Source organism: Porphyromonas catoniae ATCC 51270, from assembly GCF_000565015.1.
Lineage (GTDB): Bacteria > Bacteroidota > Bacteroidia > Bacteroidales > Porphyromonadaceae > Porphyromonas > Porphyromonas catoniae.
On record NZ_JDFF01000013.1, the window covers coordinates 1 to 24,033 of the forward strand.

20 protein-coding genes are annotated in these 24,033 nt (G+C 50.5%); 17 read left to right on the forward strand and 3 right to left on the reverse strand.

What is annotated here, in order from left to right; genetic code table 11:
- Positions 1-90 precede the first annotated feature (90 nt).
- The 12 genes from HMPREF0636_RS04080 (at position 91) to HMPREF0636_RS04125 (ending at position 11,965) form a co-directional block, all read left to right on the forward strand.
- On the forward strand, positions 91-1,959 hold the full coding sequence (locus HMPREF0636_RS04080; protein ID WP_044168694.1) for a hypothetical protein: 1,869 nt from the start codon (positions 91-93) through the stop codon (positions 1,957-1,959).
- 6 nt (positions 1,960-1,965) lie between these two features.
- On the forward strand, positions 1,966-2,091 hold the full coding sequence (locus HMPREF0636_RS08545; protein WP_005469249.1) for a hypothetical protein: 126 nt from the start codon (positions 1,966-1,968) through the stop codon (positions 2,089-2,091).
- 202 nt (positions 2,092-2,293) lie between these two features.
- Positions 2,294-2,767, forward strand: coding sequence for an HU family DNA-binding protein (locus HMPREF0636_RS04085; RefSeq protein WP_005469250.1), 474 nt, complete (start codon positions 2,294-2,296; stop codon positions 2,765-2,767).
- A gap of 341 nt (positions 2,768-3,108) precedes the next feature.
- On the forward strand, positions 3,109-3,699 hold the full coding sequence (locus tag HMPREF0636_RS04090) for a BamJ family beta-barrel-assembly machinery protein (RefSeq protein ID WP_044168696.1): 591 nt from the start codon (positions 3,109-3,111) through the stop codon (positions 3,697-3,699).
- Between the two features lie 3 nt (positions 3,700-3,702).
- Positions 3,703-4,506 carry an FKBP-type peptidyl-prolyl cis-trans isomerase gene (locus HMPREF0636_RS04095; RefSeq protein WP_044168698.1) on the forward strand — a complete coding sequence of 268 codons (804 nt, stop codon included), beginning with the start codon at positions 3,703-3,705 and terminating at the stop codon, positions 4,504-4,506.
- Positions 4,507-4,544: 38 nt separating this feature from the next.
- Entirely contained in the window at positions 4,545-5,450 is a 906-nt protein-coding gene (locus HMPREF0636_RS04100) for a BamJ family beta-barrel-assembly machinery protein (protein ID WP_044168700.1), read from the forward strand.
- Positions 5,451-5,946: 496 nt separating this feature from the next.
- Entirely contained in the window at positions 5,947-7,668 is a 1,722-nt protein-coding gene (gene lysS, locus HMPREF0636_RS04105; protein ID WP_044168701.1) for a lysine--tRNA ligase, read from the forward strand.
- Between the two features lie 58 nt (positions 7,669-7,726).
- The gene (locus HMPREF0636_RS08450) at positions 7,727-7,906 is read left to right on the forward strand and encodes a hypothetical protein (RefSeq protein WP_155807285.1); all 180 of its coding nucleotides are present in this window, start codon (positions 7,727-7,729) and stop codon (positions 7,904-7,906) included.
- 4 nt (positions 7,907-7,910) lie between these two features.
- On the forward strand, positions 7,911-8,933 hold the full coding sequence (locus HMPREF0636_RS04110) for an NAD(P)H-dependent glycerol-3-phosphate dehydrogenase (protein WP_005469261.1): 1,023 nt from the start codon (positions 7,911-7,913) through the stop codon (positions 8,931-8,933).
- Between the two features lie 39 nt (positions 8,934-8,972).
- Positions 8,973-9,791 carry a polysaccharide deacetylase family protein gene (locus tag HMPREF0636_RS04115; protein WP_044168702.1) on the forward strand — a complete coding sequence of 273 codons (819 nt, stop codon included), beginning with the start codon at positions 8,973-8,975 and terminating at the stop codon, positions 9,789-9,791.
- A gap of 1 nt (position 9,792) precedes the next feature.
- Entirely contained in the window at positions 9,793-10,755 is a 963-nt protein-coding gene (locus HMPREF0636_RS04120) for a glycosyltransferase family 2 protein (protein WP_044168703.1), read from the forward strand.
- A complete protein-coding gene (locus HMPREF0636_RS04125) occupies positions 10,739-11,965 on the forward strand; it encodes a glycosyltransferase family 87 protein (RefSeq protein ID WP_044168704.1) in 1,227 nt (408 codons plus the stop codon). The genes HMPREF0636_RS04120 and HMPREF0636_RS04125 overlap by 17 nt, the downstream gene beginning before the upstream one ends.
- A gap of 105 nt (positions 11,966-12,070) precedes the next feature.
- Here HMPREF0636_RS04125 and HMPREF0636_RS04130 read toward each other — a convergent pair whose 3' ends face one another.
- Both HMPREF0636_RS04130 and HMPREF0636_RS04135 read right to left on the reverse strand, forming a co-directional pair.
- Positions 12,071-12,394: a MerR family transcriptional regulator gene (locus tag HMPREF0636_RS04130; protein WP_044168706.1), complete on the reverse strand. Its 324-nt coding sequence runs from the start codon at positions 12,392-12,394 to the stop codon at positions 12,071-12,073.
- Between the two features lie 16 nt (positions 12,395-12,410).
- A complete protein-coding gene (locus tag HMPREF0636_RS04135) occupies positions 12,411-13,406 on the reverse strand; it encodes a type I phosphomannose isomerase catalytic subunit (RefSeq protein ID WP_044168707.1) in 996 nt (331 codons plus the stop codon).
- Positions 13,407-13,971: 565 nt separating this feature from the next.
- On the opposite strand from HMPREF0636_RS04135, the gene HMPREF0636_RS04140 reads away from it, so the two are divergent.
- Together HMPREF0636_RS04140 and metK are read left to right on the forward strand one after the other, a co-directional pair.
- Complete coding sequence (locus HMPREF0636_RS04140; RefSeq protein WP_044168708.1) at positions 13,972-15,594, forward strand: DUF4836 family protein; 1,623 nt, start codon at positions 13,972-13,974, stop codon at positions 15,592-15,594.
- 427 nt (positions 15,595-16,021) lie between these two features.
- A complete protein-coding gene (metK, locus tag HMPREF0636_RS04145; RefSeq protein ID WP_044168710.1) occupies positions 16,022-17,314 on the forward strand; it encodes a methionine adenosyltransferase in 1,293 nt (430 codons plus the stop codon).
- A 228-nt stretch (positions 17,315-17,542) separates the two neighbouring features.
- On the opposite strand, the gene dprA is transcribed toward metK, so the two are convergent.
- Positions 17,543-18,673: a DNA-processing protein DprA gene (gene dprA, locus HMPREF0636_RS04150; protein ID WP_044168712.1), complete on the reverse strand. Its 1,131-nt coding sequence runs from the start codon at positions 18,671-18,673 to the stop codon at positions 17,543-17,545.
- 526 nt (positions 18,674-19,199) lie between these two features.
- Here dprA and HMPREF0636_RS04155 point away from each other — a divergent pair.
- From HMPREF0636_RS04155 to HMPREF0636_RS04165, 3 genes are read left to right on the forward strand one after another with little or no spacing between them, the layout of a single operon-like run.
- Positions 19,200-20,081, forward strand: coding sequence for a DUF4919 domain-containing protein (locus HMPREF0636_RS04155; protein ID WP_044168713.1), 882 nt, complete (start codon positions 19,200-19,202; stop codon positions 20,079-20,081).
- Positions 20,082-20,087: 6 nt separating this feature from the next.
- Positions 20,088-21,845: a single-stranded-DNA-specific exonuclease RecJ gene (gene recJ, locus HMPREF0636_RS04160; RefSeq protein WP_044168714.1), complete on the forward strand. Its 1,758-nt coding sequence runs from the start codon at positions 20,088-20,090 to the stop codon at positions 21,843-21,845.
- Positions 21,846-21,857: 12 nt separating this feature from the next.
- On the forward strand, positions 21,858-23,975 hold the full coding sequence (locus HMPREF0636_RS04165; RefSeq protein ID WP_044168716.1) for a RecQ family ATP-dependent DNA helicase: 2,118 nt from the start codon (positions 21,858-21,860) through the stop codon (positions 23,973-23,975).
- The last annotated feature ends 58 nt before the right edge of the window (positions 23,976-24,033 follow it).

Genomic DNA, 24,033 nt, shown 5'->3' on the forward strand with positions numbered 1-24,033 from the left:
AACAAAGAGTAGAAGCAGGGGCACTGCATGGCACGTATCGCCATGTGGTGTCCCTGCTTCGTTATGTACAATCACAATCAATTAGTAATTATGAAGAAAGTACTCTTGGCTCTCTTCGCCCTCCTTGCCTTTGCCTCGTGTAGCAAGGAGGCTAATGAGCCCAAAGGAAAGGAGAGCGCAGGTGTGACCACTCCTATCCATGTCGATGTCTCGGGGGAAGTGTCTAGCCCCAGAGCTCTGGACTTTGTCTTGAAGGATGGCCTTCCCAAGGTGTCGCTTGATGGACGTACCACAGTCCCTGTCTGGACATTTATTTATGCCGGAGACAGGCTCATCTACTCCGAATGGCTTGATTGGAAAGTCAAGGACGGAAAGAAGATCTACTATCAGGGCGATCTACCTATCCCCGCTACTTACGGCTATTCAAACATAACACTTATCGCTATCATCGCAGGAGATAGGGATGATCCTAATACAAAACTTATCGGAAATCAGCTACATAGTTCCGTTCTACTGGACCAGAAGATCCACCAACTTGGCTCAGCAACCTCTCCAATCAATGTCCCCTACAAGATGGAGTTCAAGCTAAACTATCGTAGCCAAGCACCACAACAGCTACACTCCGATAAGCTACCTGCCCAAGTCCGTAAGTTTAGGCCTATGGGAGCCTTCCTCAAGTTCAAGATTCGGAACGAACTTGATCAGGCAGTGGACATCAACACATTCATGAACAGCCTGTTTATGCCCAAAACGGCATTTATCGTTACAGAAGGAGAGCATAGAGGGAAGCTATATTTTACGAACCAAGGGGATGGCACCCCTGGAGGCGGCTCTGGTCCATACGCAGGATACCAAGAGTGTGAGTTCGCCGATGGTACAATCCATATCAATGCCCATTCAGTCAGCAACGAGACTTTCTTGGTCTGGCTCCCAACCTTCTACTACCACCACAAAGATCCATACAGGATAGCGCAAAATCAGAAGGTTGAACTAATCGTCGCCCCCACGACTTCCATTACAGAAGGATATTACACAGATATGAGCTCATTCCTAACCAAGGAACGGTCCTATTATCAGGAAGGACATATCTACTTAGGTGAACTCGCACTTCGCTCCTTCAAGAATCCTCTAGAACGTATCTCTGATTCACCACTAGATAAGACGGGAGAAAAGTTTGTCGACAATTCCAGAGGCTACCCTGCAACCTTCGACCAAGTAGGCTACTTCAACAAGGAAAGTGTCAGGAATAGATTTACTCAGCCACGTACGTATAGCGGGGCCACAGGGCAATGGTATCTTCCTACTGCCCTAGAGATGAACTCTATTTTCCCTGGATATACTATTTTCGCTGGCACGACAAATCGTGATGAGTTTGTTCAAATAGGGAATCATTTCTTCGTCTCTTATGCCTACTACAAACGGATAATTAGAGGTGCTTCTCCGTCAGACTTCGAGTGGTACGGACTACGCTTTTGCCAAATCCCAGCGAAGCCTGCAAGCTATGGAACTAGTATGAGCAATAGCAAGCGCTACGCATTTCGCTATCGCTATTCATATAATGGCGGGAACAGCTTATACACAGTACAAGCCAAATATGTTGGGGCAGATCCTGCCATCCAGACAGTCGATGATATCCAAGATATCTCCCTAGGTGGAAAGATTGACTGGGCTACAGTAACGCCATCCAAGTCATTCCCAGCCTATGGTGCTGACCCTAGTTTAAACAGAATAAACAGTCTCGCAGCTCCTAAACGTGCCAGTGTGTACTCCTGGGTAGCTCCATCTGTGGGTGCTACCACCACGATAGACAAACCTGGCACACTAGAGTTTGCAAAAGACTTTGGGAACTATTGCTTGCAGAATAGCAATTTTTATCCCATGGACATGGGTAGACGAGGAGGGGGGTTCGACTACGTCGGAGAAATTAAAACCTCACCTGTCTACCTCTTCAAGAAATAAGCGACAATGGAAAAGGAAATATATCAACAGCCCACAGCTGAACTCATAGAGCTACGTCACCCACTCACCCTACTCATCGACTTCTCCGCTAGCGGTGACCTCGAGGATTGGGAAGATGGCGGTGGAGCCTAAGCAACGACGTAACCGTCTATACATAACCAGCTATGTAACAACACTTAATTGAGCCGGTAAAGGAAGGCTCGTGGGTGCAAATCCCACAGCGTAAAATTTAGGTATATACCAAAATATATTTATGTATATACTAAAATAAATTTAGGTATATACCTAGAGAAATTTTAGTATATACCTAAATTTTTCGCTCTGTAATACTACGATGGCAACACTAAAGTTTCACCTCATCCAGCGCAAGGCGCAACTAGGCAAACTCAAAGGCAAAACAACCTACACCGCCCAGCCTATTCACCTCGGGAAGGTCTCCTTCGATGACCTTTGCAAACATCTGGCGGAGAATACCACCGTGGGCAAGGCCGACGTTAAGGCTGTGATCGCACGACTGGCAGAGACCATCCCCCACTTCCTCGAGCTGGGCTACTCGGTAGACTGCGGTGACCTTGGGACGTTTCGTGCTTCCTTTGGTTCCCAACCTGTCGAGAATGCCAAGGACTTCAACGTTAGTCTCATTCGCCCTCCTCGGGTGGTCTTCACCCCACGCATGGCACTGAAGTACGCCCTACGTGGCTTAGGCTTCGAGCAAGCACAGCCCCTGCACAACCCGAAGAAGCCCGCACCGAAGAAACCCGGAGGTAGTGAGTTCAATCCCCCTTCGGGTGGCGGTATCGGTATCTAGCCCCTTCACATTTCCAGCAGAAGCCCCCGACCAGCCGTAGCTGGTCGGGGGCTTCTGCTGGATAAAAGGCTCTAGGAGAGAGCATAGATGAGACAGGGCTCTCGGGGGGATACAAAAGCGATAAAATCCGCCCCTCTTAGCCTCTCCCTACTCTCGTGCAGGCTCGTCGGCAATGCTATTTACTTCCTATGGCCTATGACCTGCCCAGATCCTCATTCCTCATCCCTCTTTCTCTCTTTAAGAGAAATCATTAACTTTGTGGCGCATACAAAGGGCGCAATAGCACTTTTGCCCCAAAGTAGAGAGTAGAAAAGATTTCACAGAATACACTATTTATAGAAATGGATAAAGTAAGCTACGCCCTCGGGCTGAGCATTGGCCAAAACTTCCGTGCCTCGGGCTTCGACGAGATCGACTTCGAGGACTTCCTCTCTGGCGTCCGTGACGTCTACAACCAGAGTGAGCCTGCGATGAGCTACGATGAAGCCAAGACCATCATCAACGAATACTTCCAAGAAGTACAAAAGAAAGCGGTGGCACAGAACAAGGAAGCAGGGGAAGAATTCCTCAAGATCAATGCCCACAAGGCTGGCGTCACAACGCTCCCCAGCGGACTGCAGTACGAGGTCATCAAGATGGGCGATGGCCCCAAGCCTCAGCTTACCGACTCCGTAGAGTGTCATTACCATGGCACGCTGATTAATGGTCAGGTATTCGATAGCTCGATGGATAGAGGTGAGACAGCGACGTTCCCTCTGCAGGGCGTCATCAAGGGCTGGACAGAGATCCTACAACTCATGCCTGTCGGCTCTAAGTGGAAAGTAACTATCCCCTCTGACCTCGCCTACGGAGACAGAGGTGCAGGGCAGATGATCCAGCCGGGGAGTACGCTCATCTTCATCATTGAGCTCATCGCCATCGTAAATAAGTAATCGATGAAGAAGCATCAGCTCTCCCTACTCCTCGTAGGAGGCCTAAGCCTTACCTTCGGCGCTTGCTCGACTCGCACCAAGGTGCGCTCAGTAGGCTTGCAATCTCGTCAGGATAGCATCGCCTATGCCTTCGGGGTACTCAACGGTGAGGCATTCAGCTCCGCGGTGAAAGAAGTTCCAGGCGATACACTCAACAGAGCGCAAATCGTCCAGGGCTTTAGCGACAGCTTCCTCGGCAAGGACGTACGTCTCTCAGCCAAGGACGCACACCAGCTCTTTGAGCAATACCACCAAGAGCTTCGTGACCAAGAAGCGAAGAAGCAGCTAGCAGAAGCGGACTCTGTACTTAATGCCAACCAACGGAAGGAAGGCGTGAAGGTGACAGAGAGTGGCCTCCAGTGGCGTGTGCTTCGTGCTGGACAGGGCGCGCATCCCTCCGAGCAGGATACCGTCGTAGTACACTACAAGGGGCGTCTCGCTGATGGTAAAGTATTTGACAGCACAGACAGGATAGGAGAGCCTGCAACCTTCGCACTCAATCAAGTCATCCCAGGCTGGGCTGAAGCTGTTGCACTGATGAACAAAGGTGCCAAGTATGAGTTCCTACTTCCTCCCTCCATCGCCTACGGAGCGAGAGGTGCAGGGAATATGATTCCCCCCAATGCTCCACTCTTCTTCGAGATTGAACTTGTGGACATCAAGCCCTTCGTAAAGGCAGAGGAAGCTACCACCAGCGAAGGGAAAGCCCCCGCTGAGCCTAAACAAGGCATCAAGATCAAGAAGAAAGCCCCTCGGGCAAAACGATAATAGAGAATAATAACACTTTATAAACTCCATAAACAACAATGAAGAAAATCTCAATCCTCCTAGCTGCTTCAGCTATGGCTCTAGGTCTCTCCTCTTGTAACAAGGAAGGATCAACAAACCTCAAGGATAACTCTGACAGCGTATCCTATGCTGTAGGCTTTGGTAATGCTAGCGAACTGCTTAACGCTATCCAAGGTGCAAAGGCACAAGGTCAAGATGTCGACTCTGCTCTCTTCTTCAAAGGCTTCGAGGAAGGTTTTAACAGCGATACCACCAAGCTCTGGTACTATGTTGGCCAGATGCAGGGTGTACAGGCTGCACAGCGCTTCAAGGATGACTCTACGCTCAACAAGGCCATGTTCATGGCTGGCTTCAAGAAGGCTCTTGGCGTAGATTCAGCTACCCGCGTCGTACTATCCGATAGCCTGAATATCATCGCTCAGAAGTACTACGAACTAAAGGCTGAAGCTGACCGTAAGAAGTACGAAGCTGAGATGGAGAAGCAGATGGAAGAGCAGTATGGTGAAAACAAGACCAAGGGTGCTGCATTCATCGCTGAGTTCAAGAAGGAAGCTGGCGTAAAGACCACTGCAAGTGGCCTAGCTTACCAAGTCATCAAGGAAGGTAATGGTGCTACACCTACAGCAACCGATCAGGTGCAAGTTAACTATGTTGGGAAGCTCATCGATGGCACAGTCTTCGACGAATCCAAGGGTAAGCCTGCAGAGTTCCGTGTGGATGGCGTCATCAAGGGCTGGACAGAGATCCTTCAGCTGATGAAGGCTGGTAGCAAGGTGAAGGTTGTTATCCCACAAGACCTTGCGTATGGCGCTCGCTATGCTGGGGAAAAGATTCCTCCTTTCAGCACACTTGTCTTTGAGATCGAGCTTGTGAAGGTACTCCCTGCAGCTGCAGCTGATAGCACAAGCACTGACGAACTCTAATCACACCTAGCCCCAGGGCATAACAGCAAGGAGGGAGGCTGTACTAAGGTACAGCCTCCCTCTTTATTTATCCCCTTCGGAGGTATTTTAGTGCCGGGGAAAAGCATACCCAAACTCACGAACGTGTGCTATTTAGTGATACCCTATAAGCATCATTTCAGGTACTAAGTATACCCCACTAGAGGTACCAAGTATACCTCGTTCGAGGTATCGGGTATACCCCACTAGAGGTATCGAGTACACCTCGTTCGAGGTGAAAAGCATACGTTGATAGAGGTGCCAAGTACACCCTAAGTATACCTTACCAGAGGGCTGAGGATCTTTTACCTTTATACAGAGCGTACTATCCGATTAGCCATTGCCCTTATTTTACCTAGGAGCAAATCTGACACAATCCCCATTGTATACTACCCGCAACCCCATTCCTATCGGAGAATTGCCGTATATTTGTGCAAGCTAGTTAAATGGTAATTCAGTTAGACAATATATTTCCGTAATGAACATATTAGAGCTGAGCGAGCAGGAAATCTTCCGCCGTCGTAGCCTAGAGGAGCTTCGTAGCCTTGGTATTAACCCCTATCCCGCAGAGGAATATAAGGTCACAGGGTATGCCCGAGAGATCCTAGACACATTCGAGGACGAGGCTCCTCGTCGAGCCGTCAGTGTAGCTGGTCGAGTGATGAGCCGCCGTATCATGGGCAAGGCCTCCTTCCTAGAGCTACAGGACTCGACTGGACGTATCCAGATTTACATCACGAGAGATGACCTTTGCCCAGGTGAGGACAAGACCCTATATAATAGTGTGGTGAAGAAGCTCATGGACATTGGTGATTTCATCGGTGTATCAGGGGAGGTCTTCCGCACACAGATGGGCGAGATCTCCGTACAAGCTCACTCACTCACCTTCCTATCGAAGGCTCTGCGCCCCCTACCCGTCGTTAAGGAGAAGGACGGCGAGGTCTTCGACAGCTTTACCGACCCCGAGCTACGCTTCCGCCAACGTTACGTAGACCTCGTAGTCAATCCGCACGTACGGGAGATCTTCCTCAAGCGTACTCGCATCTTCAATGCCATGCGTCAGTTCTTCAACGACCGTGGCTATATCGAGGTCGATACACCCGTCCTACAGCCCATACCTGGTGGTGCAGCAGCTAGACCCTTCATCACACACCACAACGCACTAGACATCCCCCTCTATCTGCGTATCGCCAATGAGCTCTACCTCAAGCGTCTCATCGTGGGTGGCTTCGAGGGGGTCTATGAGTTCAGCCGTAACTTCCGCAACGAGGGCATGGATCGTATGCACAACCCCGAGTTCACGGCCATGGAGATCTATGTCTCCTACAAGGACTACGACTGGATGATGAACTTCACGGAGCAGTTGCTCGAATATATCTGCCTTAGCGTACTTGGTACCACAAAGGTCAAGGTCGGAGAGCGTGAGATTGACTTCAAGGCACCCTACCGCAGAGTCACGATGCTAGATGCCATCCACGAGCATACAGGTATCGATGTCAGTGGAATGAACGAGGAGGAGCTACGTGCTACCTGCAAGAGCCTCGGCATAGAGGTCGATGATACAATGGGCAAGGGTAAGCTCATCGACGAACTCTTCGGAGAGAAGTGTGAGGGAAGCTATATCCAGCCAACCTTCATTACGGATTATCCCAAGGAGATGTCCCCTCTGACCAAGGAGCACCGCACGAATCCACTCCTCACCGAGAGATTCGAGCTCATGGTCAACGGTAAGGAGCTTGCCAACGCCTACTCCGAACTCAATGACCCAATCGACCAGCGTGAGCGCTTCGAAGATCAGCTCCGTCTCTCGGAGAAGGGCGATGATGAGGCTATGTTCATCGACGCTGACTTCCTCCGTGCCCTAGAGTACGGCATGCCCCCCACCAGTGGTATGGGCATAGGTATGGATCGTCTGGTCATGCTCCTGACTGGACAGGAAAGCATTCAGGAAGTGCTACTCTTCCCCCAGATGCGACCCGAGAAGGTCCTACCTCGTGACAAGAAGGAGGTCTTTACCTCCGCAGGTATTCCGGAGGAATGGGTACCCGTACTGCATAAGGCAGGCTACCTGACTCTCGCTGCTGTAAAGGACGAGGACAAGCCCGGTCGCCTACTCCAGCAGCTCATGGACCTCAAGAAGAAGTATAAGCTAGAGCTCCCAGCCATTACCCTCGATGAGGTGACGGCTTGGACTAAGTAAAAGGATTATGGAGAGACCTAAAGAATAGGCTCTCTCCATAATCACGTCAATAGCGAAGATGTACGTAGCATCACTCGTTAATAACTCTACACTACAGGGTACATATAGAGCGCAAAAACATAATATATGTAGTGCCACTGCAGGTATCACGAGCCATCTGAGTGACCGCCACTGGGCAGAGTCACAGATAGCTCCGCTAGCTTTGGAGTACCCTATTCACCGCACTGCAAGGATTTAGTATCATGGCAGAAGTCTCTTCAAACCTACCCGGACGTATAGGCATCCTCGGAGGAGGGAGCTGGGCAACAGCCTTGGCTAAGATTGTACTAACAAGACAGCCACACCTCAACTGGCTCCTTCGTACGACCAATCATATCAAGGAGTTTACCCGCCTCAAGCATAACCCCAACTATCTGACTTCGGTGACGTTCGATACCTCTCGTATCACATTCTTCACCGACTCAGATGTCAATGACTTCTTCCGTGCCTGTGACACGGTGATCTTGGCCACCCCCTCCCCCTACATCCGCTACTACCTCAAGCGTGTACGCACCTCGGTCATCCGCCCCAAGCTCATCATCAATGCGATCAAGGGGATGGTACCTGAGGAGAACATCCTTATCTCCGACTACCTACAGGAGTACAAGGAGCTACGCCCAGGTCAGATCGGTGTTATCGCAGGGCCTTGCCATGCCGAGGAGATAGCTAAGGATCGGATGTCCTACTTGACTGTAGGATGCTTCGACCTCGGCAAGGCCAAGGTACTTAGCGAGGAGCTCTTCAGCAATGACTACGTCCACTGTGCCGTAAGCCGTGACGTCGTAGGCATAGAGTACGCAGCCGTGCTCAAGAACATCTATGCCATCGCCGCAGGAATATGCCATGGCATGAACAAGGGGGACAACTTTCAGTCTGTCCTTATCTCGAACGCTATCGCAGAGATGAGTCACTTCGTCGGGACAGTTCACCTCTTGAACCGTGATGTCACTGAGTCCGTCTACCTCGGAGACCTACTCGTGACGGCTTACTCAAGCTACAGCCGTAACCGCACCTTTGGGAACATGATCGGGAAGGGCTACAGCGTACGTGCAGCCCAGATGGAGATGAACATGGTGGCCGAAGGCTACTATGGAGCTAAGTGCATCCACGAAATCAACCAACGCTACCAAGTAACCATGCCCATCTGCGACACTGTCTATGAAATCCTCTACGAGGGTGCCCCAGTTGAGGCAAGCATCACGAAGCTAGCTGCGCTCTTTAAGTAAAGTCACCCTGTGGAAAACAATCGCTATCCCCATGCACAGATGAGCGGAGGCAAGGGACAGGCATCCCCACAGCGCATCCTCTTGAGCTTCGACATTGAGGAGTTCGACGTACCGAGGGAGCATGGTGTGGAGCTACCGATGGAGGAGCAAGCACGCATTTCGGTAGCAGGGACAGAGGCTATCCTAGATATCCTAAAGGAGCATCAGGTAAAAGCGACTTTCTTCTCTACGGCTAACTTTGCCCAACTTGCCCCAGCCGTCATCACACGTCTCCTCGACGAAGGGCACGAGCTTGCCTCACATGGCTACTACCACTGGACCTTTGAGACTGCAGATCTAAAGCGAAGCAAGGATACCCTAGAGGCACAGACTGGTGTCACCATACGTGGCTATCGTCAAGCACGCATGATGCCCGTAGCAGAGCAAGAGGTGCAAAGGGCTGGATATACCTACAATTCCTCCCTAAACCCCACCTTCATCCCAGGGCGATACATGCACCTGTCCACACCCCGTACCTACTTCATGAAGGAGGGGATACTTCAGATCCCTGCTTCGGTAACCCCCATCTTACGTTTCCCGCTCTTTTGGCTATCGTGTCACAATCTACCCTTTGGGCTATATCGCTGGCTCTGTCGGCGCACGCTTAGGCACGATGGCTACCTCGTTGTCTACTTCCACCCTTGGGAATTCTATCCGCTGGGTGACCATCCCGAGCTCAAGCTCCCCTTTATCGTTCGCAATAATTCAGGAGAAGGGATGAAGGAGCGTCTCAGCAAATGGATCTCTGCCTTCAAGGAGGAAGGGACAACCTTCGTCACCTTCACCGAATTTACTGATAGCCTAAATAGCCTTAGCTAACATGCCCCCTCGCCTTACGATCGTCTCCCCATGCTACAATGAGGAGGCAACACTTCCCCACTCTGCTAACGAACTCTCGGCGTTCCTTGAGCGTATGATTAGCCTAGGGAAGGTTACCCCCGAGAGTCGTATCCTTTTCGTCAATGATGGGAGCCAAGACCAGACATGGCCTATCATTAAGGAGCTACATAGTACAAATATCCTTATTGACGGTCTCTCGCTATCGGGCAATGTGGGGCACCAGTCTGCGATCATGGCAGGTATGCTTGCTGCACGGGAGTACTCTGATGCTGTAGTAACCATTGATGCAGACTTACAGGACGACCTAGATGCAGTCGAGGAAATGTTGGATCGTCTAGCAGAAGGCTATGATATAGTCTACGGGGTAAAGGAATCACGAATGGCTGATCCCTTTCTCAAGCGAACCACCGCCCTTACTTTCTATCGATTACAGCGATCGATGGGCATTAAGGCTATATTTAACCACGCAGACTTTCGTCTACTCAGCCGTCAAGCACTAGATGCCTTAGCACAGTACCCCGAGCGCAACTTATATCTAAGAGGCTTAATTCCACAACTAGGCTTCCGTTCTACGACGGTAAAGGATATAATTCGTGAGCGCACTGCAGGATCATCAAAATATACACTGCGCAAGATGCTCCTACTTGCCGTAGATGGGATTACTTCCTTCACTACACGCCCCATTAGCTGGATCATTGGTATGGGCTTAGCCTTCCTCCTCATCAGCGTATGTATGGCTGTGTATGTCGTGGTCTCCTACGTAGAGCATCTCTCTGTGCCAGGCTGGGCTTCGCTAATGCTCTCCCTATGGTTCATCGGGAGTATCCTCCTACTATCCATGGGGGTCATAGGGCAGTATATCGGCAAGATCTATATAGAGATCAAGCAACGTCCCCGCTACCATATCGCACAGTTCCTCAAGCACAATGACGATGATCGATAAGCTTGTTATCCTATGGAATAAGGTCTACTCCTTCTTCCGACGACCTTTCTTTTCTGACCCTCGCACGTTACTTGGTCTTTGGACTCTGCTTCCTATCCTAGCAGGCTTAACCAAGATAGCAGCACATAGGCATAATAACTTCTTAATCTTCCGTGGTGTCTTCTGGCATACCATTCAGCAAGTCTCACTCTACGACCTTTACCCCAGCGAGTACAACGACCATAACCACTATGGGCCGTTCTTTAGCCTCGTGATCGCTCCCTTTGCGCTGGTACCTGATGCCATCGGCTTGCTCCTATGGCTTGTCGCTCTCTCGCTGGTGATGTACTATGCTGTACGCCGATTACCCTTGGAGCAAGGAAAGCAAATATTCCTCTATTGGTTCTGTGCTCACGAGCTCTTGACTGCTCTACAAATGCAGCAGTTTAACATAGCCATCGCTGCAATCATTATCGGAGCCTTTGCTGCTATCGAACGAAAGCAAGAGGTATTGGCTGCATTCCTCATCATCCTGGGGACTTTCGTCAAGCTCTACGGCATTGTAGGACTAGCATTCTTCTTCTTTGTCAAGCGAAAGCCCCGCTTCATTTTAGCTCTTATTGGGTGGTCGGTAGTGTGCTTTGTTGCTCCGATGCTTCTGAGTAGCCCAGACTATGTACTTGGGCAATATGTCGAATGGTTCACAAGGCTAGCAGCCAAGAACAGCGAGAACCACTTCTCGCTTATGCAAAACATATCCCTCCTCGGGATGATACGCAAGGGGTCAGGCTGTGCGACCTACTCTGATCTGGCTGTGATCCTGCCAGGGCTGGCAGTCTTTGCCCTTCCCTACCTTCGCATCAAGCAGTACAAGCACCTAGCCTTCCGCTACGCCATCCTAAGCGCAACGCTACTGTTCGCCGTACTCTTTAGTACGGGGAGTGAGTCCAGCACCTATATTATAGCCCTTGCTGGGGTTGCCTTGTGGTATACGACATCCCCTTGGAAGCGCAATGGATGGGATATAGCACTGCTTGTCTTTACATTCATTCTCACCAGTCTTTCCCCTTCGGATCTATTCCCAAGGTCTCTCCGAGAGAGCTACGTCCTCCCCTATGCACTAAAGGCTCTTCCACCGACCCTCGTTTGGCTACGACTCTCGTGGGAGCTCCTGACCAAGAATTACACTCCTCTGCCTCAGCTCCAAGGTCAGCAAGATCAGGCTGTTTAATCCACCTCCATCTAAAAGGTCCAAGCCAAGATAAGTTACAAACAACGTGCGCCAAGTTTCCTAAGTAGGGAAACTTGGCGCACGTCACTTGAGGCTCTTTGTCTGCTACTCCTTTAGCGACTCACGGAGATCAGTGAGCTGGCTGTGGATGTACTTGAGCCGTGTAATCGTATCGACACGCAGCTCCACCTGACTACGACGAGTAGCTAGTTCAGACTTCGCTCCCTCAATGGTCAACTTCTTTACTCGAAGGAGATAACGGATGGTCTCAATATTCTGAATATCTCGCTCGGTGTACTGGCGTACGCCATTTGGTGTAGTACTAGGAACCAGATGAGGAAAGACCGTCTCCCAGTACCGGATGGTGGATGGCTCCTCACCCAAGAGCTGTGCAACCTCCTTAATACGGAAGAATAACCGCTTCGCCATAGTCCTGCCGTCTTAGCTACTTAGCCCCTGGGATATAGGTCTCTAGGAGCTTACACTTACCCTGAGGAGTGAGTTGTACCGATTTATTTTCTGCTGGCACAAGCACGCTCTGCCCTTGATGAAGAGAGACTTCATTGCCCGAGCTATCACGCAATGTTAGTCTACCCTCCATGCAAATGTATATAACGAAGCTATCTAGACCTGACCAATTCCGCTCGATTGCTTCATCTAGGTCAAGTAGGTTCGTCTCGAAGTAGCGACAAGAGACCAGCTCCACTGGTTTGTCTACCTGCGGCGTGTAGGTCGTACGGTAGTCTTTCTCCAAGCGGTAGTCGATGGCATCCTTAGCTAGCTCTGTATGTAGCTCACGTTTATTTCCTGCAGCATCGGTACGGTCATAGTCGTAGATACGGTAGGTGATATTGGATGTCTGCTGTATCTCAGCGATGAAGCACCCAGCACCAATGGCATGTACACGCCCAGCAGGTAGGAAGAAAACATCCCCAGAGTGCACTTCGTACTCTGCCAATGCCTCGGCAATTGTCCCATCAGCTATGCGCTTCACGTAGTCTTCGGGTGAGGATTGTACGGCGAAGCCACTGTAGAGTTTAGCTCCCTTGGCTGCATTGATTACGTACCACATCTCTGTTTTGCCAAAGGAGTTGTGTCGCTTCATTCCCAGTTCATCATCTGGGTGCACCTGGATGGAAAGATAATCACGAGCATCGATAAACTTAATAAGCAGAGGGAAGCGTGAACCAAAACGCTCCAACACACTCTTACCGACAAGTCGATCTCCATAGAGCCGTATTAGTTCATCGAGGCTCTTACCTCTCAGTACACCCTCTGCCACTACAGAGTAGTTATCATCCACATGTGATATTTCCCAGCTCTCACCAATCTTCTTCTCATCGGGTGTCAAACCTTTGAATGGGCGAATTGCTTGTCCTCCCCAAATCACTTCCTTTAGTAGGGGCTCAAAGGTCAGAGGGTATAGGTCTTGTCCTGTCATCTTTATATACTAATATCTATTGAAATACGTACAAAGGTAGCGATAACTAAGAGAATATATGCCTCTGCTTGGCTATTCAAATTAAAGATTTCGCACACCATGAGAGGTGGTTATTACTCCATGTTTTATCCCTTGTACATAAAGCAGAAGTGACGAGTTACCATAAGTCGCCACAAAGAGTTATGGCAACTCGCTCAAACGAGTTATAGTAACTCGTCGAAGAGAGTTATGGTAACTCGTTTGGGCGACTTATTGTAACTCTTTGCCTCCCTCTCATATTCCCCCTATCTAGGGCGTTTGGGAGGAAGGTAATCTATACGAAAGAGGGAAGAGTCCAAAAGAAATAAGTAGCAACCTACTACATACAGCCTTCTGAGAGAAATTTAGCTATCTTTGGAGCGATGTACAGGTACATATACGAACATGATATTATTGAGTGAACTAAGCCCTAAGATTACTCACCTCATAGAGAGGCATGGACGTAGACAAATAGGCAGCAGGCCTCTCCGCGCCTAGCCTGTTATCACTATATCTTAATAGTTCATCCTAATCAATCATATAGTTTATGAAAGCAAAGCTCCGTCACTTCATGAGTGCACTTGCTGTCCTAGCGATCGCACTCAGTAGCTGTAGCAAGAGTAAAGTCTACGAACAAGTGATTCCTGATGATGCAGACTTCGTCATCGCCATCTCCGTAAATCAGCTCGTCAAAAAGTCTGAGATCCTCTCCAGCGAGAACAAAGCCCTCCGAGAAGTAATCTTCTCCAAATCCAAAGAGAACGTGGGCAAGGTCTTCAAGCCCATCGTCGAAGACCCGAAGAAGTCTGGACTAGACTTCTCTAGTCCGATCTACTTCTTCCAGACTCCAGACTTCGAAGCCGGGATACTGGCTCGTGTCTCTGACCAAGGAAAGCTTCGTGACTTCATCAAGCAAATCATCGAGCTTGGAGAGAATAAGCCTCAAATGGTGGAGAAAGATGGGATAACCCTCATCGTAGATGACAAGGGAGGCGAGAATAGTGCGTGTGCCTTCAGCAAGGATGCCCTACTCATACTCTCTCGAACTGACAGCAGTAGCAAGGACGTCAGAGCCGAGCTGACTCGCCTCATCAACCTCAAGGAGGGTAAACGGTACTACCAACGTGCAGCCTTCAAGGAACTCAAAAGTAAAGATGCCGACATAGCTTGTATCCTTGAGTACTCTAGATTACAGCGCCTAGCATCTGATTACGCCACCCCGATGTTTCCCCTACAGAAAGGGCTGACTGACATACAGACAGTCATGCATTTCACCTTCGAGAAGGGGCGTATGGTGGGGAACTTCAAGTACACCTCTGAGAACAAAGATGCTCTAAAGAAGTACCAAGAGCTCTACAAAAGCCTCATGCCCCAAAAGACAAAGAATGTCTTTGAGAAGTATCTACCAAAGAATAACTTCTTTATCTTAAATGGCTTCATTGATGGGACTAAGGCCAGCTCATTCTATAAGGATAGCCCAGAGTTCACTCCATACCTTGAAGCGCTTTCAGAGATGGGTCTAGATCCAAATCAACTTTCCTCTCTGTTTGATGGAGAAGTCGCCTTCACAGTGAACAGCTTCATGCCCGTAGGGGGAAAGATTGGTATGGTACTCTATTCGCAGGGAAAGACCCCTACAGCCGTAGACCAAATAGCCTCTGCTATACGAAGCTATATAAATGGTATGGACTCACTGGAGCGACTAGCAGACAAGGGGGATGTTGATGGTGAGCTTTATTATTACTCTGATCGTATCACTCTTGAGACCCAAGGTGAGCATCAGTACATGGCTAAGAAAGGGAATGATCCAGAGCTCTACTTCGGTCATAAGGATGGTGTAAACTATCTAGCTGTAGGTACTGAAGGGAAGGATATTCTCTTCAAGGAACAAGCTCCCTCTGTGAAGGATGCAGCCTATGCATCTATCCTGAAGGGGCATAGCATGGCAATGGCTGTAGACTTCAACTACATCTTCACAGGATCTCCCATTGGTGGTATGATAGGAGCCTTCCTTCCCCCCAAAATCTTCGAGAAGATAAAGACCTTCTCCTATCTATCCATGTCAGGAAATGGGGAAGAAGGACAGATGGAGCTGAAGCTCACAACGAAGGATAACCCTCTGAAGTTAATCACAGACATTATTCGCCTCTTGGCCACCAACGAGAAATAAGCATATTCCCACTAAACCCATACTAAGATAGACTCTCATCTATCTAGTATCTAGCACCTACGACCGGGGCACAGCAAAGCGATTAATCGCCTGCTGTGCCCCGGATTTTCTATCTAAGCACCATGGTGTAGTTGAATGAAAGAGTATGTCTCCTCATCGGCTACGGGTAAGTATATATATAAAGTTTTGTACCTTTGTCCCCGAAGAAACACCCTTATGCACGTGGATAGATTTGAGATGATTGCAACCACACAAAAAAATGCTAAACCCGTCACTCCTCTCCTTTGTGACGAGCTACTCAAAGCTCCCTAATCGCTGGGAGGAAGAGTAATAAGCATTACTTGACCTTGGTTGCTATCCTCTAGCGATTGAGGTCTTTTCACGTCTAGGGGTTACGTATTATCCTATTCATCAAAAGACAGCATATATGAGCTATCTATTCACATCTGAGTCTGTCTCAGAGGGTCACCCAGACAAGGTGGCTGACCAAATATCGGATGCAATACTAGACCATTTCATGGCTCTTGACCCACATGCAAAGGTGGCATGTGAGACACTAGTTACTACGGGGCAAGTCATGCTCGCAGGGGAAGTCAAGAGCGAAGCCTACGTAGAGCTCCAGGACATTACACGGGGTGTTATTCGCTCTATTGGCTACGACAAGAGTGCCTACTGCTTCGATGCGGACAGCTGTGGCGTACTATCGGCTATCCATGGTCAAAGCGCAGACATCAACCGTGGAGTGGAGCGTACCGCTCCCGAGGAACAAGGAGCAGGAGACCAAGGGATCATGTTTGGTTACGCTTGTCGAGAGACACCTTCGCTCATGCCTCTGACCTTAGATCTGTCTCATGCTCTGCTAGAGGAGCTGGCCCATATACGCAAGGAGGAGCTTCATCTGATGCCCTACCTACGCCCCGACGCCAAGAGTCAAGTAACAGTCGAGTACTCCAACGAAGGCAAGCCTCTACGCATAGACACCATCGTCATCAGCACACAGCATGACGACTTCGTGACTCCCCAAGATTCCACCCCCGAGGCACAGGCGGTGGCTGATGAAGCAATGCAACAGCGAATTGCTCAAGATATACGTCATATCCTCCTACCTCGAGTCTTCGCTAAGTACCCCGAGGAGATGAAGGAAATCTTTGCTGGCGACATTAAGCTCCTTGTAAACCCCACGGGAAAGTTCGTTATCGGAGGCCCACACGGAGATACCGGACTCACAGGACGGAAGATCATCGTAGATACATACGGAGGAAAAGCCGCCCATGGAGGTGGGGCCTTCTCAGGTAAAGACCCCTCGAAGGTAGACCGATCTGCCGCATACGCCGCACGTCATATTGCCAAGAACCTCGTTGCCGCAGGTGTGGCAGACGAAGTACTCGTCCAGCTTGCCTATGCCATCGGTGTTGCAGAGCCTATCAGCATCTATGTAGCGACGAGTGGCACTGCACACGTAAATCTAACTGACGAGGAAATCGCCCAGCGCATCCATACCCTCTTTGACCTGCGTCCCTACATCATTGAGCAGCGTCTGAAGCTCCGTGCTCCTATCTACCAGGAGACAGCCTCCTATGGTCACTTCGGTCGTACACCACGCACAGTCACCAAACGCTTCTCGACAGGTAGTCAAGGAATTATTGAGCAAGAGGTGGAACTCTTCACTTGGGAGAAACTCGACTATGTAGATAGGGTACGGGAGGCGTTTGGTCTCTAGTCCCCTAAAAGAAGGAACAGCCCCCAATGGATTGTGCGATCCATTGGGGGCTGTTCCTTTGTTCCTTCCCCTCCAACCGAAATACGGGGAAGAGGACTAAGGGGTAGATATGAATCAGAGGAGAGAAGAGTGTAGCTGAGGAATAGAGCAAGCTGTACAACAGTAGCGTAGAAAAATGGATGTAAGGAGGAGGGCTAGGTATAGGATAGGAAATGTACTAGGAGCAAACTAGCTCAGGCGGTAGGCTCCCCCAGGTTGCGCTTGGATAAGCCCCTCCATCTCGAGCTCAAACAACTCGTCACTCATCGCGGCAATAGTACGACCCAGTAGCCGAGCCAACTCATCTAGCGTCAATGCCCCACCCTCATCAAGGGCTCGCAAGACTGGATGACTGTATGAGACCGCCTTGGGGGCTGAAGGAGCGACAAAGTTAGGTCGGGAGTTTGCTATCCGTTCTCCACCCCAACCCATCTCTGCGATTAACCCCTCAGCACTAGAGAGTAGGTGCGCCCGATCTCCCTCAATGAGCTGATGACAACCAACGCTCATCAAGTCATTAACCCTACCTGGCACAGCAAAAACCTCCCTATTATATTCTAAGGCGAGACGTGCCGTAGAGAGTGAACCGCTATGTTGCCCTGCCTCGACGACGAGTGTAGCCTCGGTAAGTCCAGCGATAATACGGTTACGAGCTAGGAAGTTTGATGGGCGAGCCCTCACACCAGGCGCATATTCACTCACCCAAGCCCCATGCTCCAGCATCGCAATAGCCTCCCTTCGGTGTACGGCAGGGTAGATAGTATCTAACCCGTGTGCCAGTACCGCCACCGTTGGTAGTCCAAGCTCTAGAGCCGAGCGATGCGCTTGTATGTCGATCCCATAGGCAAGGCCACTCACAATGACCAATCCAGATACCTGCTCCGAAAGACTCCCGATAAGCGCGCTCGTGACCGACTTGCCGTAGCTTGTCGCCCCTCGTGTCCCCACCACACTCAGCCCATGTCGCTCATCCCATGCTTCAAATGTCCCCTTGGAGTAGAGGATAATAGGTGCATCAGGACATTCACTCAGCCTACTTGGGTAGTGTTCTTCATCCAAAATGAAGTGAGGCGTTATCTCCTCGCTCTCACACAAGCAGAGGATACGATCTGCCTCACCCAGCACTGCTGTATCAAGGAACTGGTGATAAATACGATTTGACAACTGAGGCAGGGCCGTACGGATACACTCAGGATGGGTAAAAGCCTCCTCCAGATTATGGATATGTTGCAGGAAGAGACGTGTACCCTTAGTCCCCAACCCCTTGACCAAGGAGAGGGCAATCTGATACCGGAGCATAGTTTTATCTAGTGTAATCATCGGTGCATATCGGGGTGTTAGATACCAAGAGCAAAGATACAAAAGCCTTCTTTTCAGCCCCATAGAGGAAGCATCTTTCGCCCCCACCTCTAAGAGAAAAAGTACCCACTCGTGGGTATGCAAAGAAACCCATGAGTGGGTGACAGAGACAACCTACCCGTGGGTAGCAAAGATAACCCACCCGTGGGTAGCTTTTTGACCCAAAGATGGATATAAGGAGAGACCTTTCATCTCACGAGGAGAAAGATTATAGTCTGTCTTCCCTCCCCCCAACTTACCCCTACTCCCTTTCGCATCATTAGGCAAAGGGATTAGCTTCGTTTGTGTATCTTTGTAGAGCTGGCTAGGCAAACTGCCCCCTAGTGGAGGTAGCGTAGTGCATACGATGAGGTCAGCAATATTCGTTTCACCGTAGGTGGTAGCTCCCCTTGGGGTACTTATATCCACATAGGGAAGCACTCCTCCTCGAGGCGCCTCTGGGTCACTCGGAATGGGTCGGGATCACCACACGAAGTAGATATAAAGAATGAAGCCTATATGCTCAAAGCTCACCTTACTACTCCTTGCGCTGGGGGTAGGCCTTGTTGCTCCAGATAACCTCGGAGCAGCCTCTCCACGCAAGAAGCCCAAAACCACAAAGACCACAAAAAGTAAATCCTCCTCCTCAAAGAAGAAGACGAAGGCTAGCTCATCAAAGCGTACCTCACGCAACAGTCGCTCTCGTCACCGCTCCCGTAGGGTATATGTCCCCACAGCAGAGCAGCTCGAGCAGATGCGACAGGATAGTATCCGTCTGCGCACAGGAGGGTCAGAGCCCATACAGAAGGTCAGCGATCCCACTGCACGACCTCTGGAGTTGCTGACGACACGCTTTCGCCGAGCCGATAGCACCCTGACTCGCTCCGAAGTACATGAGCTATACTTCGCCGTTGATGGGCGCCCTGATACAGCTCCCTTCCTCTCCAAAATCGAGGAGCAAGCAGATGCACTCATCAATGAACATAAGTTCGCAGATGCCCTGAAGGTCGTCCAACAGGGTCTCTGGCGTACCCCCACCCATATTGGACTTATCAAACGTGCCTGTGACCTCTCCCTTCATCTGAAGAGCAATCGTTTTGAGAGCTATATGTACCAACTCGTTGAGCTCCTAAGCATGCTAGCCCATACGGGAGATGCTAGCTCCCGAGAGAAAGCTATAGAGGTACGCTCCACCTCTGATGCTCTACTCTTTGAAGTTCACTGGAATGAGACTGCACGCGAGGATATCACCTCCACACGAGAGGAGAGTACTAAAGGGAAGAACTACTTCATCGTCACCATCCGAGGTAAGGACAAGGGGAAGAGCGAGGATCACTACTACCTACTACGCTCCACCTTCACCACAGACCCCACCTCCAGCAAGAAGTAACCCAAAATGCCGAAGCAATGGGAGCTACGCTCCTATACCGAAGAGGAGGAGCAAGTCGCTAGCACACTGGCCAAACAGCTAGGGCTGTACCCCGTGGTTGGGCGGTTACTTGTCGCTCGAGGTATTCGCACCATGGCAGACGCAGAGGCTTTCCTCTCACCCTCACTCGATGCATTACATGATCCCCTTCTGATGCAGGACATGCCCCTGGCTCTGGAGCGTGTGGAGTTAGCCCTCAACAGAAAGGAGAAGATCCTCATCTATGGGGACTATGATGTAGATGGGACAACAGCTGTAGCACTACTCTACCGCTACCTAAGGGATCACTTTGTCCCCAAAGAGCAACTAGCCTACTACATCCCAGACCGCTACGACGAGGGCTACGGCATCACCCAACAGGGCATTGACCAAGCACACCACATGGGTGCTGGACTCATCATTGCTGTTGACACAGGTATCAAGGCCATTGAGGAAATCGACTATGCCCAGTCCCTAGGGATAGATGTCATCATCTGTGATCACCATACCCCAGCCGAAACACTCCCTCATGCTGTAGCTATCCTCAACCCCAAGCGGGTAGACAATAGCTATCCATTTACAGATCTTTCGGGTTGTGGTGTTGCTTTCAAGCTCCTTCAGGCTCTCGCCTCACGACGCGGACTTGCCTTCGATACACTCCTCCCCCTACTAGAGCTTCTGGTACTAAGCATAGCACAGGATCGTGTCCCTATCCTAGGAGAGAACCGAATCCTAGCCTATCATGGACTCCAAGTGATGAATACTACCCCCTCCCTTGGCATCGCACAGCTTATGCGAGAGGGGAAGATACGCCCTGGACACGTGGACATGGCTAGTATCTACTATGAACTAGGGCCAAGAATCAACGCAGCTGGTCGTATGGCTCATGGAGCAGAATCAGTCAAGCTACTCATCGCAGACTCACTCCACATCGCTGAGGAGCAGAGTGCTATCCTCGATGCCTACAACCGCAAGCGTCAAGACCTCGACCAAGAGGTCACACAGCAGGCCCTAGCACACATTGAGGCAGATCCAACGCTACTAGATCGTAAAGTCCTCGTACTCTATGACCCAAGCTGGAATAAGGGTGTAATGGGCATCGTCGCAGCACGTCTAGCAGATCGGCTACACCGTCCCGTGGTAATATTCTCACGTAGCGGTGACTACCTATCGGGCTCAGGTCGCTCGTACGGAGGCTATGATCTGTATCAAGCTGTACAAGCCTGTAGCGACTGTCTGCTGAACTTCGGGGGACACATGTTCGCAACAGGTATGTCGGTTGCACCCGACCGCTTGGCAGAGTTCCGCAGACGACTAGAGCAGTACACCGAGGAGCACCAAGACACCAACCATCCATTCCTTCCCAAGTTACATATTGACACCCGACTGGATGCGCAGGAGATTTCCCGTAATCTTCTTCGGCAAATCGACCTCTTCTACCCCTTCGGTATGGGTAATGAGCGTCCTGTCTTCCTCACCGCACAACTCAGGGATGCAGGTGGTACAAGAGCTGTAGGGAAGAATGGTCAGCACCTAAGCCTCCGCATCACCGACTACTACCAACGCATACGTCCTCTCCACGGCTTTGCCCTTGCTCAGGCACACTATCTCCCAGCCTTAGCTCGCCATGCTCCCTTCGCATTGTGCTACGAGCTAGAGGAAAACAATTTCTATACGCAGGCCTCTCTACAGCTCCGAGTAAAGGATATATGCCTTGAGACGGAGCTAGATGACCGGCTCCACTAGAGCTCTACGACCATGGGAAAGCTACCTCCACAGAGCCAAGAGGAAGCACTTGACGAAGAGGATGCCCTGCTCTACGCAGAGTCCACCCTACACGAAGAGCAGTCCGAGCAAATGCTTTGGCCTGAGGATCTCTTCGACCTCATCACCACACCATCCTCCGTCATCAGCCTAGGGCATGATCCTTGCCCAGGGGTAGCAGATGATGCTCTTCTCCCCGAGCAGGTGCTAGAGCGTTACTGGGGTTACACATCTTTCCGCCCGTTACAGCGCGAACTAATCACATCAATCCTTGACGGGAAAGATACCCTTGGGCTACTCCCCACGGGTGGAGGGAAAAGCATCATCTTCCAGGTACCAGGTTTGATGCTCCCAGGCCTCACCTTAGTCATCACCCCTCTCATATCACTGATGAAGGATCAAGTAGACCGTCTGCACACACAGGGCATACGAGCTACAGCCATTCACTCGGGTATGTCTCAGGAGAAGATACAAGTTGCTCTGGACAATTGCCTCTATGGTCGGTATAAGTTCCTCTACATCTCCCCCGAGCGATTGGGTTCACCCCTTTTTCGCTCTTGGCTATCTGAGCTAGCGATCTCACTCATCGTGGTGGATGAATGTCACTGTATGTGCCAGTGGGGCTACGACTTCCGTCCATCATATCTAGAGATTTTATCTGTACGCCACGAGCTGGAGGAGGTACCTATCCTTGCTCTCACAGCTACTGCGACAGAGGAAGTCGTAGAGGATATCATTCGGGTCTTAGAGTTCCGGCCAGGCTATACATACCTGAGGAAGAGCTTTCATCGCCCCAACCTATCCTACTCCATCCGTCGTAGTGAAGATAAGACCGCTATGATGTTACACATCCTCTCCCGTGTCTCAGGATCAGCGATTGTTTACTGCCGAGACCGAGAGCTGACACGCAAGGTCACTGACGAACTCCTCTCCTACGGCATAAGTGCTACCTACTATCATGCAGGGCTGACCTATAAGGAGCGAGAGCTTCGGCAGGCACGGTGGATGCGGGATGAGGTGCGTGTCATGGTCGCCACAAATGCCTTCGGCATGGGCATCGACAAGCCCAATGTACGTCTGGTTATTCACCTGACAGTTCCTTCGTCTCTTGAGGAATACTTCCAGGAAGCAGGTCGTGCAGGTCGTGACGGAGAGAAGTCCTATGCTGTGATGATCACGAGTGGCATAGACTCCCAACTGCTGACCAAGAGGCTGAGGGATACCTTCCCTGATAAGGACTATATACGCCATGTCTATGACCAAATGTGCAACTTCCTCTCCATTGGCGAAGGTGAGGGACTGGGGCGAACGTATGATTTCGACATTGATCTCTTCATACGACGCTTCAGGATGCGCCCTGTGCAGACACGATATGCCATAGAGATCATGCAGCTGTCTGGTTGGCTGGAGTACAACGATGACGATAGCCACTCTCGCCTGATGTTCCTCGTACCAAGCTCACGCCTCTACGAGAAGAGTGTCCGCCCCGACAGTCTCATTCGTGCTCTATTACGCTCCTATACAGGACTCTTCTCGGGCTACGTCACCATCAACGAGGGTGACCTAGCCGAGCTCACAGGCTACACGAGCGAAGAGGTGTATCTCTTCCTCGTCGATCTAACTGTGAAGGGCATCTTGCACTATATACCCCAGAAGCATGTCCCCCGTGTATCCTTCCGCATCCGTCGTGAGGATAGCCGACTGCTGACTATTCCCTATGCTGCCTACACTCAACGGCAAGAGCGTATGAGTGACCGCATAGGTGCTGTACGTACCTATATAGAGGAAGAGAATACCTGTCGCTCACGTATGCTACTGGCTTATTTTGGAGAGCAGGATAGTGCTCCATGTGGTGCTTGTGATGTATGTCTCAGGAAACACCCAACGGGACTAACCCAACACATCATTGACGAAGTGAAGGAAGAGCTAGACAAGCATCTTCTCAGTGCAGAGGCAGACAGCTATCCAATTGAGACATTTGTCTCCTCGCTCCCCTTTCATCCGCTGGACACAGTCAAAGCAATCCGCTTCTGGGCAGGTGAGCTTGGTGAGGCATTCCATATCAGGGGTGACCAGCTCTGCAAAATAAAGGTCGGAGACCCCGTGAAGTAAGGAGACTAATCCCCGAAAATAGACAAGGGAGGTAGATAGGTGTACGCCTATCTACCTC

Coding starts and splice junctions, on each gene's coding strand:
- HMPREF0636_RS04080 (WP_044168694.1), top strand. CDS start 91: ATGAAGAAAGTACTCTTGGCTCTCTTCGCCCTCCTTGCCTTTGCCTCG.
- HMPREF0636_RS08545 (WP_005469249.1), top strand. CDS start 1,966: ATGGAAAAGGAAATATATCAACAGCCCACAGCTGAACTCATAGAGCTA.
- HMPREF0636_RS04085 (WP_005469250.1), top strand. CDS start 2,294: ATGGCAACACTAAAGTTTCACCTCATCCAGCGCAAGGCGCAACTAGGC.
- HMPREF0636_RS04090 (WP_044168696.1), top strand. CDS start 3,109: ATGGATAAAGTAAGCTACGCCCTCGGGCTGAGCATTGGCCAAAACTTC.
- HMPREF0636_RS04095 (WP_044168698.1), top strand. CDS start 3,703: ATGAAGAAGCATCAGCTCTCCCTACTCCTCGTAGGAGGCCTAAGCCTT.
- HMPREF0636_RS04100 (WP_044168700.1), top strand. CDS start 4,545: ATGAAGAAAATCTCAATCCTCCTAGCTGCTTCAGCTATGGCTCTAGGT.
- lysS (WP_044168701.1), top strand. CDS start 5,947: ATGAACATATTAGAGCTGAGCGAGCAGGAAATCTTCCGCCGTCGTAGC.
- HMPREF0636_RS08450 (WP_155807285.1), top strand. CDS start 7,727: ATGTACGTAGCATCACTCGTTAATAACTCTACACTACAGGGTACATAT.
- HMPREF0636_RS04110 (WP_005469261.1), top strand. CDS start 7,911: ATGGCAGAAGTCTCTTCAAACCTACCCGGACGTATAGGCATCCTCGGA.
- HMPREF0636_RS04115 (WP_044168702.1), top strand. CDS start 8,973: ATGAGCGGAGGCAAGGGACAGGCATCCCCACAGCGCATCCTCTTGAGC.
- HMPREF0636_RS04120 (WP_044168703.1), top strand. CDS start 9,793: ATGCCCCCTCGCCTTACGATCGTCTCCCCATGCTACAATGAGGAGGCA.
- HMPREF0636_RS04125 (WP_044168704.1), top strand. CDS start 10,739: ATGACGATGATCGATAAGCTTGTTATCCTATGGAATAAGGTCTACTCC.
- HMPREF0636_RS04130 (WP_044168706.1), bottom strand. CDS start 12,394: ATGGCGAAGCGGTTATTCTTCCGTATTAAGGAGGTTGCACAGCTCTTG.
- HMPREF0636_RS04135 (WP_044168707.1), bottom strand. CDS start 13,406: ATGACAGGACAAGACCTATACCCTCTGACCTTTGAGCCCCTACTAAAG.
- HMPREF0636_RS04140 (WP_044168708.1), top strand. CDS start 13,972: ATGAAAGCAAAGCTCCGTCACTTCATGAGTGCACTTGCTGTCCTAGCG.
- metK (WP_044168710.1), top strand. CDS start 16,022: ATGAGCTATCTATTCACATCTGAGTCTGTCTCAGAGGGTCACCCAGAC.
- dprA (WP_044168712.1), bottom strand. CDS start 18,673: ATGATTACACTAGATAAAACTATGCTCCGGTATCAGATTGCCCTCTCC.
- HMPREF0636_RS04155 (WP_044168713.1), top strand. CDS start 19,200: ATGAAGCCTATATGCTCAAAGCTCACCTTACTACTCCTTGCGCTGGGG.
- recJ (WP_044168714.1), top strand. CDS start 20,088: ATGCCGAAGCAATGGGAGCTACGCTCCTATACCGAAGAGGAGGAGCAA.
- HMPREF0636_RS04165 (WP_044168716.1), top strand. CDS start 21,858: ATGGGAAAGCTACCTCCACAGAGCCAAGAGGAAGCACTTGACGAAGAG.